Source organism: Tistrella mobilis (assembly GCF_041468085.1).
Classification (GTDB): domain Bacteria; phylum Pseudomonadota; class Alphaproteobacteria; order Tistrellales; family Tistrellaceae; genus Tistrella; species Tistrella mobilis_A.
In genome coordinates this window covers 2627890-2642343 of sequence record NZ_CP121017.1, presented here as the reverse complement: position 1 = coordinate 2642343, position 14454 = coordinate 2627890, and the positions used below count along the sequence as shown (strand labels likewise).

The window sequence follows — 14454 nt, the reverse complement described above, 5'->3', positions numbered from 1 at the left end:
GGCCGGCCCGGGATGCGTCTCCTTCCCCGCGACGCACCGGGTGCTGCCGCAGTCAACCGACCCTGTGAGACCGTTTTGATGCAGATCACCGAGACCAACGCCGAAGGGCTCAAGCGCGAATACAAGGTCGTCGTGCCGGCCGCTTCGATCGACGAGAAGATCGACGCCCGCATCGCCCAGATCGCGGCCACGATCAAGATGCCCGGCTTCCGTCCCGGCAAGATCCCGGCCAAGGTCGTGAAGCAGCGCTACGGCTCCTCGGTGATGGGCGAGGTGCTGGAAGAGGCGGTGAACGAGACCTCGCGCAACGTGCTGGACCAGAACAATCTGCGCCCGGCCACCCAGCCGAAGATCGAGATCACGGCTTTCGACGAGGGCCAGGATCTTGAATACAGCATGGTCGTCGAGATCATGCCGGAATTCGAGCTGGGCGATTTCTCGGATGTCGAACTGGTCCGCGAGGCGGCCGAGGTTGACGAGAAGGAAGTCGACGAGGCGCTGGAGCGCATCGCCGCCGCCAATCGCGAGTTCGAGACCGTCGAGGACCGCGCCGCCGAGACCGGCGACCAGGTGGTCATCGATTTCAAGGGCTTTGTCGACGGCGAGGCCTTCCAGGGTGGCGAGGCCGAAGGCTACGCGCTGGCGCTGGGTTCGGGCACCTTCATCCCCGGCTTCGAGGACCAGCTGATCGGCGCCAAGGCCGGTGAGGAGCGCAAGGTCGAGGTCTCCTTCCCCGAGGATTACGGTGCAGAACACCTGGCGGGCAAGGCCGCCGTGTTCGAGACCACCGTCAAGGAAGTCAAGGCGCCGAAGACCGCCGGCATCGACGATGCCCTGGCCGAGAAGCTGGGCCTCGACAACCTGGATGCGCTGAAGGCGGCGATCCGCGATGACTTCCGCGGCCGTTACGACCAGATCTCGCGCCAGAAGCTGAAGCGTGCGCTGCTGGATGCGCTTGCGGGCCGCTATGCGTTCGACGTGCCGGCGGGCATGCTTGAAGCCGAGTTCGACGGCATCTGGAAGCAGCTGACCGACGAGATGGCCCGCACCGGCCAGACCTTCGAAAGCATGGAAAAGACCGAGGACGAGGTCCGCGAGGAGTATCGCGCGATCGCCCTGCGTCGGGTTCGTCTGGGTCTGGTCCTTGCAGAAGTCGGTCGCGTGAACGATGTTCAGGTGGCGGACGAAGAGGTCAACCGCGCCCTGATCGAGCAGGCGCGCCGCTTCCCCGGTCAGGAAGCGCGGGTGATCGAGTATTACCAGAAGAATCCGGATGCGCTGCGTGCGCTCCGGGCGCCGATCTTCGAGGACAAGGTCGTCGACCACATCCTCGCCCAGGCGAAGGTCGAAGAGAAGGTCGTCAGCGCCGAGGATCTGATGAAGGATCCCGACGAGGACGGCGAGGCCGGAGAGGCGTCGGACAAGTCCGAGGCCTGATCCGCCGCCCTGCCGAGAGACCGTCCGCGACCGCCCCCGTATCCCGAGGGCGGTCGTGACGTCTCAAGCGCCCGGCAGAGGCCTTATGAAGATCGGTGATGTCAGTCGAGGGGAGCGGAAAGCGCATGAGCGACATGCTCGATACCTACATGAATTCGCTGGTGCCGATGGTGGTCGAGCAGACCAACCGGGGCGAGCGCGCCTATGACATCTATTCGCGTCTTCTGAAAGAGCGCATCATCTTCCTGACCGGGCCGGTCGAGGACAATGTTTCGAGCCTCATCACCGCCCAGCTGCTCTTCCTGGAGAGCGAGAATCCGAAGAAGGACATTTCCTTCTACATCAACTCGCCGGGTGGCGTGGTGACCTCGGGCCTCGCGATCTACGACACGATGCAGTACATCCGCTGCGACGTGCAGACCCTCTGCATCGGACAGGCGGCATCGATGGGCTCGCTGCTGCTGGCTGGTGGTGCGCCGGGCAAGCGCTACGCGCTGCCCAACGCCCGGATCATGGTCCATCAGCCTTCGGGCGGGTTCCGTGGCCAGGCGACCGACATCGAGATCCATGCCCGTGAAATCCTGAAGCTGCGTGCCCGGCTGAACGAGATCTACGTTCAGCACACCGGCCGCCCGCTGGAGGAAGTTGAGCGGGCCATGGAGCGCGACAACTTCATGTCGCCCGAAGAGGCCAAGGCCTTCGGCCTGATCGACACGGTCGTGGCTCAGCGGCCGAAGGCCGAGGACGCAGCGTCCTGACCGTCCGGCCGGTCGTCGTGCGCGATCGTCGGTCCGCACGACATCGTCCGGAATGGCGGCCGATGGGGCGTTCCGCTACATGCAACCCGCCATCGCGCGCACGCGGTGGCGGGTTCTTCATGTCCGGGGTGGAAGCGGGAAGCGTCGCCCGATGATTTTTCCCCCTTTGGCAAGCGCGAACTGCGCATTACATTTCCATTGACCGCGGCACGGTGAAGATGCTGCGGTCTCCCGGTCCGGACCCCCGCACCGGCAGACGACCTGGGGCGCGTTCCCGAAGCCAGGACGGTTCATCGTCGGTCTGCCGCTTTTTAGGGTTTGTGCCCGGGCGCGACCGGCGGCTAACATGGGCGCCGGGCAGAGCCAACGAGTGGAGACACGATGACCAAGTCCAGCGGCGGCGACGGCAAGAACACACTTTATTGCTCGTTCTGCGGCAAGAGCCAGCACGAGGTGCGGAAGCTGATCGCCGGGCCAACGGTGTTCATCTGCGACGAGTGTGTAGAGCTCTGCATGGACATCATCCGCGAGGAGAGCAAGACCTCGCTGGTCAAGACGCGTGATCGCGGACCGACCCCGAAGGACATCTTCAACGTCCTGGACGATTATGTGATCGGACAGGATCAGGCGAAGCGGATCCTGTCGGTTGCGGTGTACAATCACTACAAGCGTCTGAACCAGGGCGGCAAGGGTGCCGAGGTCGAACTCGCCAAGTCCAACATCCTGCTGATCGGCCCGACCGGTTGCGGCAAGACGCTGCTGGCCCAGACCCTGGCCCGCATCCTCGACGTGCCGTTCACCATGTCGGACGCGACCACGCTGACCGAAGCCGGCTATGTCGGCGAGGATGTCGAGAACATCATCCTGAAGCTGCTTCAGGCCGCCGACTACAATGTCGAGCGGGCGCAGCGCGGCATCGTCTATATCGACGAGGTCGACAAGATCAGCCGCAAATCCGACAACCCCTCGATCACTCGCGACGTGTCGGGCGAGGGCGTCCAGCAGGCCCTGCTGAAGATCATGGAGGGCACCGTCGCCTCGGTGCCGCCGCAGGGCGGGCGCAAGCATCCCCAGCAGGAGTTCCTGCAGGTGGATACGACCAACATCCTGTTCATCGTGGGCGGCGCGTTCGTCGGTCTCGACCGGATCATCAACGACCGTGGCCGCAAGACCTCGATCGGCTTTGGTGCGAATGTGGAGCCGGTGGAAACCCGTCGTTCGGGTGATGTGCTGCGTCAGGTCGAGCCTGAGGATCTGCTGAAGTTCGGCCTGATCCCGGAATTTGTCGGGCGCCTGCCGGTGATCGCCACGCTGCACGATCTGGACCGCGACGCTCTGGTTCAGATCCTCACCAAGCCGAAGAACGCGCTGCTGAAGCAGTATCAGCGCCTGTTCGAGTTGGAGAACGTGCATCTGACCTTCTCGGACGATGCGCTGGGCGCGATCGCCGAGCGGGCCATCGAGCGCAAGACCGGTGCGCGGGGCCTTCGCGCCATCATGGAAGAGATCCTGCTCGACACGATGTTCGATCTGCCCGACCTCGATGGGGTCGAAGAGATCGTCGTCAATCGGGAGGTCGTTGAAGGCCGGGCCAAGCCTCTCCATATCTATGCGGACCGGCGGGGCGACGTGGGCGGCAACGCTTCCTGATCCCTGCGACAATTCGGCCGCGGCACGGTCTGACCCGTGCCGGCTGTGATGCCCCGGCCATCGCCGGCCTCTTCGGAGGCGGGATGGCCGGCATCCGGTGGGCGCGTGTGCGCGGCCTCAACAGGAATCGGGCCGATGTGACGTCGAGGCGCCATGTCGGCCTTCCGGGGCCGCGTGTCCGACGCCGTGCCGATTCCGATAAATGCGAGACTGGCCATGACCGAAACTCATCGCACGCACACCTACCCGGTCCTGCCGCTGCGCGACATCGTCGTCTTCCCGCATATGATCGTGCCGCTCTTCGTCGGTCGCGAGAAATCGGTGCGCGCGCTTGAAGAGGTGATGCGCAGCGACAAGCAGATCCTGCTGCTGGCGCAGAAGGATGCCGCCCAGGAGGACCCGGGTGCTGACGACATCTACATGGTCGGCACGATCGGCACCGTGCTCCAGCTGCTGAAGCTGCCCGACGGCACCGTGAAGGTGCTGATCGAGGGCGCCAGCCGCGCACGCGTCGAGCGCCTCATCTCCGACGGCGACTATTTTCAGGCGGAAGCCCAGGCGATCGCCGAGGGCGAGGATGCCGGCCGCGAGGTCGAGGCCCTGTCGCGCTCGGTCGTGGCCGAGTTTGAGCAGTATGTGAAGCTCAACAAGAAGATCCCGCCGGAGGTTCTGGTCACCCTGAACCAGATCGAGGAGCCGGCGAAGCTTGCCGACACCATCGCCTCGCATCTGTCGCTCAAGGTGGCGGAGAAGCAGGAACTGCTTGAGACTCCGACTGTCGTCGAGCGTCTGGAACGGATTTACGCCCATATCGAGGGCGAGATCGAAGTTCTGCAGGTGGAAAAGCGCATCCGCTCGCGCGTCAAGCGCCAGATGGAGAAGACCCAGCGCGAGTACTATCTGAACGAGCAGCTGAAGGCGATTCAGAAGGAACTGGGTGAGGGCGAAGACGGCCGTGACGAGAGCGCTGAAATCGAGGAGCGCATCCGCAAGGCCCGCATGCCCAAGGAAGCCCATGACAAGGCCATGGCCGAGCTGAAGAAGCTCAAGACCATGAGCCCGATGTCGGCCGAGGCGACGGTGGTGCGCAACTATCTCGACTGGCTGACCGGCCTGCCCTGGAAGACCCGTTCGAAGGTCAAGAAGGACCTGAAATGGGCCGAAGAAGTCCTGAATCAGGATCATTACGGCCTGGAGAAGGTCAAGGAGCGGATCATCGAACACCTGGCCGTGCAGATGCGCGTGGCCAAGCTCAAGGGTCCGATCCTGTGCTTCGTCGGCCCTCCGGGTGTCGGCAAGACCTCGCTCGGCAAGTCGATCGCCCGGGCGACCGGCCGGGAATTCGTGCGCGTGAGCCTGGGGGGCGTGCGCGATGAGGCTGAGATCCGTGGTCATCGCCGGACCTATATCGGCTCGTTGCCGGGCAAGATCATCCAGTCGATGAAGAAGGCCGGCAAGACCAACCCGCTGTTCATGCTCGACGAGATCGACAAGCTCGGCGCCGACTTCCGCGGCGATCCGTCCTCGGCGCTTCTGGAAGTGCTGGACCCCGAGCAGAACGGCACCTTCGCCGACCACTATCTGGAGGTCGATTACGACCTGTCGGATGTGATGTTCATCTGCACGGCCAACAGCCTGCGCATGCCGCAGCCGCTGCTCGACCGTATGGAGATCATCCGCATCTCCGGTTACACCGAGGATGAGAAGGTCGAGATCACCAGGCGCCACCTGATCTCCAAGCAGGTTAAGGCGCAGGGGCTGAAAGAGGGCGAGTTTTCGATCTCCGACGGCGCGATTCGCGACCTGATCCGCTGCTACACCCGGGAAGCCGGTGTGCGCAGCCTGGAGCGGGAGATCGCCGGTCTGGCGCGCAAGGCGGTCAAGGAACTTGTGATGGGCACCCGTAAGCAGGTGTCGATCACCTCGGCCAACCTCGACAAATATGCGGGCGTGCGGCGGTTCAAGTTCGGCGAGGCGGAACTTGAGGACATGGTGGGCGCCGTTACCGGCCTCGCCTGGACCGAAGTGGGTGGCGACCTGCTGACGATTGAGGCGGTGAAGATGCCCGGCAAGGGCAAGGTCACCATCACCGGCAAGCTCGGCGAAGTCATGCAGGAGAGCATCCAGGCGGCGCGATCCTATGTCCGCTCGCGGGCGGTGGATTACGGGATCCGGCCGACGGTGTTCGAGCAGGCCGACATCCATATCCACGTGCCGGAGGGCGCGACGCCGAAGGACGGCCCGTCCGCCGGTATCGCGATGGTGACCTCGATCGTGTCGGTTCTGACCGGCATCCCGGTCAACCGCAGTGTCGCCATGACCGGCGAGGTCACGCTGCGCGGCCGCGTCCTGCCGATCGGCGGTCTGAAGGAGAAGCTGCTGGCCGCCCTGCATGGCGGCATCAAGACAGTCCTGATCCCGCGGGACAACGAGAAGGACCTGGCGGACATCCCGGCCAATGTGAAGAAGGGGCTGACCATCATCCCCGTCTCGCATGTCGATGATGTTCTGGCCCATGCCCTTCTGAAGCCCCTGACGCCGATCGAGTGGCCGGAGCGGACCGATGACAAGGCGGCAGACAGCAGCCGCGACGAGACGACCGAACAGGGCGAGGCGCCCGGCGCACGGGCACATTGAGCACCCGTCCGAGGGGCTGCGCACCTTCGGTTGAAAAGAATGAACAGCCCTCGCGCCTTCGGCGGTGCGAGGGCTGTTTTTTGGCGGATTTGTGCGGTTTTCGACGGGCTGGCCGATTGACGCGCTTCTGCCGGGGGATTTACACTCCCCCCTGGTCGACGTATCACCGAGATGTGATTTTTCGAACCGCCACTCCAAGAAGGGGAGCCTCAGAAGTGAACAAGAACGATCTCGTTGCACGCGTGGCCGACAGCACCGGGCTGTCCAAGACCGACGCGGCCCGGGCCGTCGACGGCGTGTTCGATGCCATCACCGCGGCTCTGGCTGCGGATGACGAGGTGCGTCTGGTCGGCTTCGGTACGTTCAATGTCGCGACCCGTGCTGCCAGCGAAGGCCGCAATCCGCGGACCGGCGAAGCCATCACCATCCCGGCTTCGAAGCAGCCGAAGTTCCGCGCCGGCAAGGGCCTGAAGGACGCCGTGAACGGCTGATCCTGCCTGGATCACGCCGGTAGCCTGCCCAGGCGGCCGCAGCCGCCCAAAAATACACGCATGTGCCGTTCAGGGTCTCGCAGACCCGGGCCGCATAGAAGGCTGGCACCTCATCGAATTTCTGTGCATCGGGCGCCGCCCCTCAAGGCGCCGGATGCCGGCGGCGCCATCGGGTCCGGCGGATCGGATCGACCATATGGCGCCGCGATGCGGTTCGTGGCACCGCAGATCATCAGACGCGGCCGTTCGCTCCTCCCGACGGGGCGGGCGGCCGTTGTTCGCCGATGAAGCTTCTGCCGTGCATTAGGCCGGGCGATTAGCTCAGTTGGTCAGAGCGTCTCGCTTACACCGAGAAGGTCGGGGGTTCGAGCCCCTCATCGCCCACCATCATCTGCCAGGCAACCACAACCTCCGGCAGACCGCTGTTTGGTTCATCAACTAAAACGTTTAATCCGCATCCCGAATTTCATATAATCGGCAAAGAGCGGCCCGATCACATATGGCGGCGCATTATGATCGCCAGACCGGCCGTTCCCGCCGCTGACGGGGAGAGCGGAGATGAACGACCGGACGGTAACGCCGCGGGCGCGCGACATGCGTGTCATCATCGTCGGCGCGGGCTTCGGGGGATTGTGTATGGCCATTCGCCTGCGTCAGGCGGGTTTCAAGGCCGTCACGATCCTGGAAAAAGGTGAGGCGCTGGGCGGAACCTGGCGCCGGAACACCTATCCCGGGGCCGGCTGTGACGTGCCTTCCCACCTCTATTCCTTCTCCTTTGCGCTGAAACCGGACTGGAGCCGTACCTATGCGCGCCAGCCCGAGATTCTGGCCTACATGGAAGAGACTGCCGATCGCTTCGGCCTCCGACCCCTGATCCGCTTCGGAACAAAGGTTGAGGCTGCGGCCTTCGACGATCAGCAGGGGCTCTGGACCATCGACCTGACGGGCGGCGGCCGGCTGGAAGCCGAGGTGCTGATTTCGGCCGTGGGGCAGCTCGATCGGCCCGCCGTGCCGGAGATTCCAGGGCGCGACAGCTTTGCCGGTCTGCAGTTTCATTCAGCGCGCTGGCCGGCTGGTCTCGATCTCGGGGGCCGGCGTGTCGGCGTGGTGGGCAATGGATCCAGTGCCGTTCAGTTCATCCCCGAGATAGCGCCGGCGGCGGGACATCTGACCCTGTTCCAGCGCAGCCCCGCCTGGATCGCTCCCAAGCCGGATCGTGCCTATACCGAGGCTGAGATCATGCGTTTCCGCCGGTACCCGGCGGCGTTGCGTCTGCATCGGCTGGGCATCTTCCTGTCTCTGGAGAAGAACTTTCTGGTTTTCGGTCGCAACGGCTTCGCCCGCCGTCGCTTTGAACGCCAGGCTCTGGCCAGTCTGGCCGACAGGGTGGCCGATCCGATGCTGCGCCGGCGTCTGACGCCGGATTATCCCGCAGGCTGCAAGCGGATTGTTCTGTCCAACGACTGGTACGACACGCTGGTGCGGCCAGGCGTTGAGGTGGTTGCCCGCCGCATCACCCGGATCACGCCCGAAGGCGTGGAGACGGCGGATGGCGGGCGTCATGCGCTGGACGTCCTGATCTGGGCAACCGGCTTCCGGACGACCGAGTTCCTGATGCCGATGCGCATCTCCGGCCGGGGCGGCATTGATCTCCACGAAGCATGGACCGGCGGTGCCGAGGCGCATCGGGGCGTGGCGGTGGCCGGCTTCCCCAATTTCTTCATGCTGTTCGGCCCGAACACCAGTCTCGGGCACAATTCGATCATCTTCATGCACGAGGTGCAGGCCGATTATGTGGTCCGCTGCCTGCAGCGCCTTGCCGGCGAGGGACGCAGCCGTCCGGTGATGGATGTCCGGCCCGAGGCCATGGGCGGCTATAATCGGAAGCTCAGGGCAGCGCTGGACCGCACCGTCTGGGCTGCCGGATGCAACAGCTGGTACAAGACGGGGGAGGGGCGCATCACCGCACAGTGGTCCAGCTTCGCGAGCCGCTACTGGTGGGACATGCGCGGCGCCCCCCTGGACGAGTATCTTTTTGCCGATGCCGGGGAGGCGACGGGGCCAGGCATCGCGGGTGCCATCATCGACCGGCGTGAGCATGCCGTGACATGAAATCGGAGCCCCTTGCGGAAAGGCGTTGACAGAGGGGGGCGGACCGGATAAACACCGCGCATCGCCTGAGGGGGTGTAGCTCAGTTGGTTAGAGCGCCGGCCTGTCACGCCGGAGGCCGCGGGTTCAAGTCCCGTCACTCCCGCCAGCGATCTTCCGGAAACGGCTGAGGTCGTCATCGGTCGAGAGTATGATCCGCGTGCTCACGCATGCAGAAACGTCTTCGGACGGTCAGGCCTCACCGCCGGACCGCCTCATCAAGACCCGCGCATGTCAATGCGCACTCTGTGGGCCCGCCCGATCTTCGTCGGTGCGGGCCTGTTCGTTTTTGGCCCGAAGTCCCTGTGACAACGTAGATGTCAAGCCTTGCCGCACTGCGATGCCGGGGCATATTCGTGGCTGAAAATGGGGATTTTGTTGGCGAGCACGTTCGCCTATAGTGAGGCCGCCGCGCGGGGGTGCCCGTGGCGGACCATCGGGCGTGGCCGGCGGTATGGCGCTCTTCGCGCATGCAGCATGGCACCCGCCGGAACGGTCTGCCGGTCTGCCCCGCAGCGTCGCCGGCGATGTTCCGACCGTGACGGTCAGACCGCACCGGCCGGCATCCGCCTCAGGAGGGAAGCCTAGCCCATGCAGACCTTGCTGGCCGAGTACCTGCCGATCCTAATCTTCCTCGGCATCGCGACCGGTCTCTCCGCGGTGATCGTGATCGCCTCCTACTTCATCGCGCCCCAGCGGCCGGAAGCCGAGAAGCTTTCGGCCTACGAATGCGGCTTCGACGCGTTCGACGACAGCCGCGGTCAGTTCGACGTGCGGTTCTATCTGGTCGCGATCCTGTTCATCATCTTCGACCTTGAAGTCGCCTTCCTGTTCCCGTGGGCGGTGTCGCTCGGCGACATCGGCATGTTCGGCTTCTGGTCCATGATGCTGTTCCTGGGCGTGCTGACCATCGGCTTCATCTACGAATGGAAGAAGGGGGCGCTGGAATGGGAGTGACCGATCCTCGCACCGCCTCGGCCGGGGCCATGGGGCATGGCCCCCTCGCCGGTGCCGATGCCGAGCGCGTGGTTGCCGCCGCGACCGATGAGCTGAAGGAAAACGGCTTCATCACGGCGCGCCTGAACGAACTCGTTACCTGGGCGCGCACTGGCTCGCTCTGGCCGATGACCTTCGGTCTGGCCTGCTGCGCGGTAGAGATGATGCACGCCGCGGCAGCGCGCTACGACCTCGACCGGTTCGGCTTCCTGTTCCGGCCGAGCCCGCGCCAGTCCGACGTGATGATCGTCGCCGGCACGCTGACCAACAAGATGGCGCCCGCTCTCCGCAAGGTCTATGACCAGATGCCGGAGCCGAAATACGTCATCTCGATGGGCAGCTGCGCCAATGGCGGCGGCTACTATCACTATTCCTACTCGGTGGTCCGCGGCTGCGACCGGATCGTTCCGGTCGACATCTACGTGCCGGGCTGCCCGCCCACGGCTGAGGCGCTGGTCTACGGCGTGCTGCAGCTTCAGAAGAAGATTCGTCGCACCGGTACGCTCGAGCGCTGATCCCAGCGTTCGCGGCCGAAAAACAGCGGCGGCGGGCATCGGACCGGAAAACCGGACGGTGCTCAAGGTTTTGTGTCGAGGCACGAGAAGGCGGATGCCGTGAGTAACGTCAACGAAGACGCACTCCGGGAGCTGGGCGCATATGTCGCATCAGCACTCGGCGACGGAGTGGACGGCTGGAAAGTCGCATTGGGTGAACTGACGGTCCGCGTCTACCGGACATCGCTCATCCGGACGCTCACATTCCTGCGCGACGACAGCAACTGCCTGTTCAAGCAGCTGATCGACGTCTGCGGTGTCGACTGGCCGGAGCGTGAAGAGCGCTTCGACGTCGTCTATCACCTGCTCAGCCTCAAGCACAATCAACGCATCCGCGTGACCGTGTCGGCCTCGGAAGACACGCCGGTCCCGTCGGCCGTGCCGGTGTTCAATTCAGCACTGTGGTTTGAGCGCGAGACCTGGGATCTCTATGGCGTGTTCTTTGCCGACCATCCGGATCTCCGCCGCATCCTCACCGATTACGGCTTCGAGGGACATCCGCTGCGCAAGGACTTCCCGCTCACCGGGTATGTCGAAGTGCGCTATGACCAGGCCGAGAAGCGTGTGGTTTATGAGCCGGTGCAGCTGACCCAGGAATTCCGCCGGTTCGACTTCCTGAGCCCATGGGACGGTGCGAAATACGTCCTGCCCGGGGACGAGAAGGCGCAGCAGGGGGCGAAGTGATGTCGGCGACCGAAACTTCCATCAAGCCGATGATGCTCAACTTCGGGCCGCAGCATCCCGCGGCCCATGGTGTGCTCCGGCTGGTGCTCGAAATGGACGGCGAGGTGGTGACCCGCGCCGACCCGCATGTCGGCCTGCTGCATCGCGGCACCGAGAAGCTCATCGAGTACAAGACCTATCTTCAGGCGCTGCCGTATTTCGACCGTCTGGACTACGTCTCGATCATGAACCAGGAGCACGCTTATGTGCTCGCGGTCGAGAAGCTGGCGGGCATTGAGGTTCCGCTGCGCGGCCAGTATATCCGCGTGATGTTCGCGGAGCTGACCCGCATCGCCAACCACCTGCTGAACATGACGACCTTCGCCATGGACCTCGGCGCCACCACACCGCTGCTGTGGGGCTTCGAGGATCGCGAGATCATCATGGGCTTCTACGACAAGGTCTGTGGCGCGCGCCTGCACGCGAACTACTTCCGTCCCGGCGGTGTGTCGATGGAACTGCCGGCCGGGCTTCTGGATGAGATCTGGAAGTTCACCGAAGAGTTCCCGAAGCGCTTCGACGACCTTGAAAACCTGATGAGCCACAGCCGCATCTGGAAGCAGCGGACCGTCGATGTCGGCGTGCTGTCGGCCGAAGATGCGCTGGACTGGGGCCTGACCGGCCCGATGCTGCGCGGGTCGGGTGTTGCATGGGACCTGCGCAAGGCGCAGCCTTACGACGTCTATGACCGCATGGACTTCGACATTCCGGTCGGCCGCAACGGCGATGTGTACGACCGCTACAACGTCCGCATGAAGGAAGTGCGCGAGTCGCTCAAGATCGTGCGGCAGTGCGTCCAGCAGATGCCCGACGGCCCTTACCGGACCGAAGACCGCAAGGTGGCGCCGCCGGCCCGTGCCGATATGAAGCGCTCCATGGAAGCGCTCATTCATCACTTCAAGCTCTACACCGAGGGCTTCAAGGTGCCTGCTGGCGAGGTCTATGTCGGGACCGAGGCACCGAAGGGTGAATTCGGCGTGTACCTGGTGTCGGATGGCACCAACAAGCCCTATCGCTGCAAGATCCGTGCGCCTGGATTTGCCCATATCGCGGCCATGGATTTCATGTCGAAGGGCCATCTGCTGGCCGATGCCGTCGCCATCCTGGCGAATATGGACATCGTGTTCGGCGAGATCGATCGTTGAGGGGACCGGGACCAGTGAGCGACACCAACGTCGAGCCTGCGAGCTTCGCCTTCACGGAAGAGAATCTCGCCCAAGCCGCGAAGATCATCGCGAAGTATCCCGAAGGCCGCCAGCAGAGCGCGGTGATGCCGCTGCTCGATCTGGCTCAGCGCCAGGGTGGCGGCTGGCTGCCGCGGGTGGCCATGGATTACGTCGCCGACCTTCTGGGCATGCCGCCGATCCGCGTGTACGAGGTCGCGACCTTCTACACTATGTACAATCTGAAGCCGATCGGCCGGCACCACGTCCAGGTCTGCACCACGACGCCGTGCTGGCTGCGTGGCTCCGACGAGGTGCTGGGCGCGTGTAAGAAGCATCTCGGCATCGAGGTGGGCGAGACCACCGAAGACGGGCTGTTCACGCTTGCAGAGGTGGAATGCCTCGGCGCCTGCGCCAACGCCCCGATGATGCAGATCGGCGACGACTATTACGAGGACCTGGACGCGGAGCTGACCGTGCGGGTGCTCGAAGCGCTGAAGCGTGGCGAGACGCCGAAGCCCGGTCCGCAGACCGGCCGCCGCAGGGGCTCTGAGCCCGAGGGCTGGCAGCCGTCGGCGACCCAGGCCGTACCCGGGACCGCAGGAGGCAACGATGCTGCGTGATCAGGATCGCATCTTCACCAATCTCCACGGCTATGACGATTTCCGTCTGGCCGGCGCGCGCCGTCGGGGCGATTGGGACGGCACCAAGGACATCATTGCCAAGGGTGCCGACTGGATCGTCCAGGAGATGAAGGCGAGCGGCCTGCGCGGCCGCGGTGGCGCGGGCTTTCCGACCGGTGTGAAGTGGTCCTTCATGCCGAAGAACGATCCGCGTCCGTCCTATCTGGTCGTGAACGCCGATGAAGGCGAGCCCGGCACCTGCAAGGATCGCGAGATCATGCGCCACGACCCGCACAAGCTGGTCGAGGGCTGCCTGATCGCCGGTTTCGCGATGAAGGCCGTCGCCGCCTACATCTATATTCGCGGCGAGTTCCTCCGCGAGGCCCAGGCGCTGCAGACCGCGATCGACGAAGCCTACGAGGCCGGGCTGATCGGCAAGAACGCCTGCGGCACCGGCTATGACTTCGACGTCTACATCCATCTGGGTGCCGGCGCCTATATCTGCGGCGAAGAAACCGCGCTGATCGAGAGCCTGGAAGGCAAGAAGGGCCAGCCGCGCCTGAAGCCGCCGTTCCCGGCCATGGCCGGCCTCTACGGCTGCCCGACCACGGTGAACAACGTCGAGAGCATCGCGGTGGCGCCGACCATCCTGCGCCGCAGTGCCGCCTGGTTCGCCGGCCTCGGCCGCGAGAACAACACCGGCACCAAGATCTTCTCGATTTCCGGCCATGTGAACAAGCCGTGCAACATCGAGGAAGAGATGGGCATCCCGCTGAAGGAGCTCATCGAACGTCATGCCGGTGGCGTGCGCGGCGGCTGGGACAACCTGCTGGCCATTATCCCCGGCGGTTCTTCGGTGCCGCTGCTGCCGAAGTCGATCTGCGACGATGTGCTGATGGACTTCGACAGCCTGCGTGCGGTCAGGTCCGGCCTTGGCACTGCTGCGGTGATCGTGATGGACAAGTCGACCGATGTGGTCCGCGCCATCGCCCGGCTGTCGAAGTTCTACATGCATGAGAGCTGCGGCCAGTGCACGCCCTGCCGTGAAGGCACCGGCTGGCTCTGGCGGACCATGGACCGCATGGTCAAGGGCCAGGCGACCGTCGCCGAGATCGACCGGCTGGAACAGGTGACCTACCAGATCGAGGGCCACACCATCTGCGCGCTGGGCGATGCCGCGGCGTGGCCGGTGCAGGGCCTGATCCGTCACTTCCGTCCGGAACTCGAGCGGCGCCTCGGCGCCGCCCGGGACGCGGCCCGCGCGGCCTGAGGA

At 64.5% G+C, this 14454-nt stretch carries 12 protein-coding genes and 2 tRNA genes; all 14 read left to right on the top strand.

Annotated elements, in window-relative coordinates:
* Nucleotides 1-78: 78 nt before the first annotated feature.
* A complete protein-coding gene (gene tig, locus P7L68_RS17750; RefSeq protein WP_372000348.1) occupies nucleotides 79-1437 on the top strand; it encodes a trigger factor in 1359 nt (452 codons plus the stop codon).
* Between the two features lie 125 nt (nucleotides 1438-1562).
* A complete protein-coding gene (gene clpP / locus P7L68_RS17745; RefSeq protein WP_372000346.1) occupies nucleotides 1563-2195 on the top strand; it encodes an ATP-dependent Clp endopeptidase proteolytic subunit ClpP in 633 nt (210 codons plus the stop codon).
* 381 nt (nucleotides 2196-2576) lie between these two features.
* Complete coding sequence (clpX, locus tag P7L68_RS17740; RefSeq protein WP_372000344.1) at nucleotides 2577-3845, top strand: ATP-dependent Clp protease ATP-binding subunit ClpX; 1269 nt, start codon at nucleotides 2577-2579, stop codon at nucleotides 3843-3845.
* Nucleotides 3846-4061: 216 nt separating this feature from the next.
* Nucleotides 4062-6482: an endopeptidase La gene (gene lon, locus P7L68_RS17735; RefSeq protein ID WP_372000342.1), complete on the top strand. Its 2421-nt coding sequence runs from the start codon at nucleotides 4062-4064 to the stop codon at nucleotides 6480-6482.
* A gap of 215 nt (nucleotides 6483-6697) precedes the next feature.
* Nucleotides 6698-6973, top strand: coding sequence for an HU family DNA-binding protein (locus tag P7L68_RS17730; RefSeq protein WP_014745496.1), 276 nt, complete (start codon nucleotides 6698-6700; stop codon nucleotides 6971-6973).
* Nucleotides 6974-7283: 310 nt separating this feature from the next.
* Nucleotides 7284-7360 (top strand) — tRNA-Val (locus P7L68_RS17725).
* 171 nt (nucleotides 7361-7531) lie between these two features.
* Complete coding sequence (locus P7L68_RS17720; RefSeq protein WP_372000340.1) at nucleotides 7532-9085, top strand: flavin-containing monooxygenase; 1554 nt, start codon at nucleotides 7532-7534, stop codon at nucleotides 9083-9085.
* Between the two features lie 69 nt (nucleotides 9086-9154).
* Nucleotides 9155-9231 (top strand) — tRNA-Asp (locus P7L68_RS17715).
* 482 nt (nucleotides 9232-9713) lie between these two features.
* Nucleotides 9714-10079, top strand: a complete 366-nt coding sequence (locus tag P7L68_RS17710; protein ID WP_062761420.1) for an NADH-quinone oxidoreductase subunit A — start codon at nucleotides 9714-9716, stop codon at nucleotides 10077-10079.
* 29 nt (nucleotides 10080-10108) lie between these two features.
* Nucleotides 10109-10633, top strand: coding sequence for an NADH-quinone oxidoreductase subunit B family protein (locus tag P7L68_RS17705; RefSeq protein ID WP_086015164.1), 525 nt, complete (start codon nucleotides 10109-10111; stop codon nucleotides 10631-10633).
* A gap of 99 nt (nucleotides 10634-10732) precedes the next feature.
* Nucleotides 10733-11356, top strand: coding sequence for an NADH-quinone oxidoreductase subunit C (locus tag P7L68_RS17700; RefSeq protein WP_372000338.1), 624 nt, complete (start codon nucleotides 10733-10735; stop codon nucleotides 11354-11356).
* Nucleotides 11356-12540: an NADH-quinone oxidoreductase subunit D gene (locus P7L68_RS17695; RefSeq protein ID WP_372000336.1), complete on the top strand. Its 1185-nt coding sequence runs from the start codon at nucleotides 11356-11358 to the stop codon at nucleotides 12538-12540. Before P7L68_RS17700 ends, P7L68_RS17695 begins: the two co-directional genes overlap by 1 nt.
* 14 nt (nucleotides 12541-12554) lie before the next feature.
* Nucleotides 12555-13181 carry an NADH-quinone oxidoreductase subunit NuoE gene (nuoE, locus tag P7L68_RS17690; RefSeq protein WP_372000335.1) on the top strand — a complete coding sequence of 209 codons (627 nt, stop codon included), beginning with the start codon at nucleotides 12555-12557 and terminating at the stop codon, nucleotides 13179-13181.
* Entirely contained in the window at nucleotides 13171-14451 is a 1281-nt protein-coding gene (gene nuoF / locus P7L68_RS17685) for an NADH-quinone oxidoreductase subunit NuoF (protein WP_372000333.1), read from the top strand. The genes nuoE and nuoF overlap by 11 nt, the downstream gene beginning before the upstream one ends.
* Nucleotides 14452-14454 lie beyond the last annotated feature (3 nt).

What these genes read in the sequence shown, in the direction of transcription:
- P7L68_RS17710 (WP_062761420.1), top strand. Translation starts at nt 9,714, where the DNA reads ATGCAGACCTTGCTGGCCGAGTACCTGCCGATCCTAATCTTCCTCGGC.
- P7L68_RS17695 (WP_372000336.1), top strand. Translation starts at nt 11,356, where the DNA reads ATGTCGGCGACCGAAACTTCCATCAAGCCGATGATGCTCAACTTCGGG.
- clpX (WP_372000344.1), top strand. Translation starts at nt 2,577, where the DNA reads ATGACCAAGTCCAGCGGCGGCGACGGCAAGAACACACTTTATTGCTCG.
- P7L68_RS17705 (WP_086015164.1), top strand. Translation starts at nt 10,109, where the DNA reads ATGGGGCATGGCCCCCTCGCCGGTGCCGATGCCGAGCGCGTGGTTGCC.
- nuoF (WP_372000333.1), top strand. Translation starts at nt 13,171, where the DNA reads ATGCTGCGTGATCAGGATCGCATCTTCACCAATCTCCACGGCTATGAC.
- clpP (WP_372000346.1), top strand. Translation starts at nt 1,563, where the DNA reads ATGAGCGACATGCTCGATACCTACATGAATTCGCTGGTGCCGATGGTG.
- lon (WP_372000342.1), top strand. Translation starts at nt 4,062, where the DNA reads ATGACCGAAACTCATCGCACGCACACCTACCCGGTCCTGCCGCTGCGC.
- tig (WP_372000348.1), top strand. Translation starts at nt 79, where the DNA reads ATGCAGATCACCGAGACCAACGCCGAAGGGCTCAAGCGCGAATACAAG.
- P7L68_RS17720 (WP_372000340.1), top strand. Translation starts at nt 7,532, where the DNA reads ATGAACGACCGGACGGTAACGCCGCGGGCGCGCGACATGCGTGTCATC.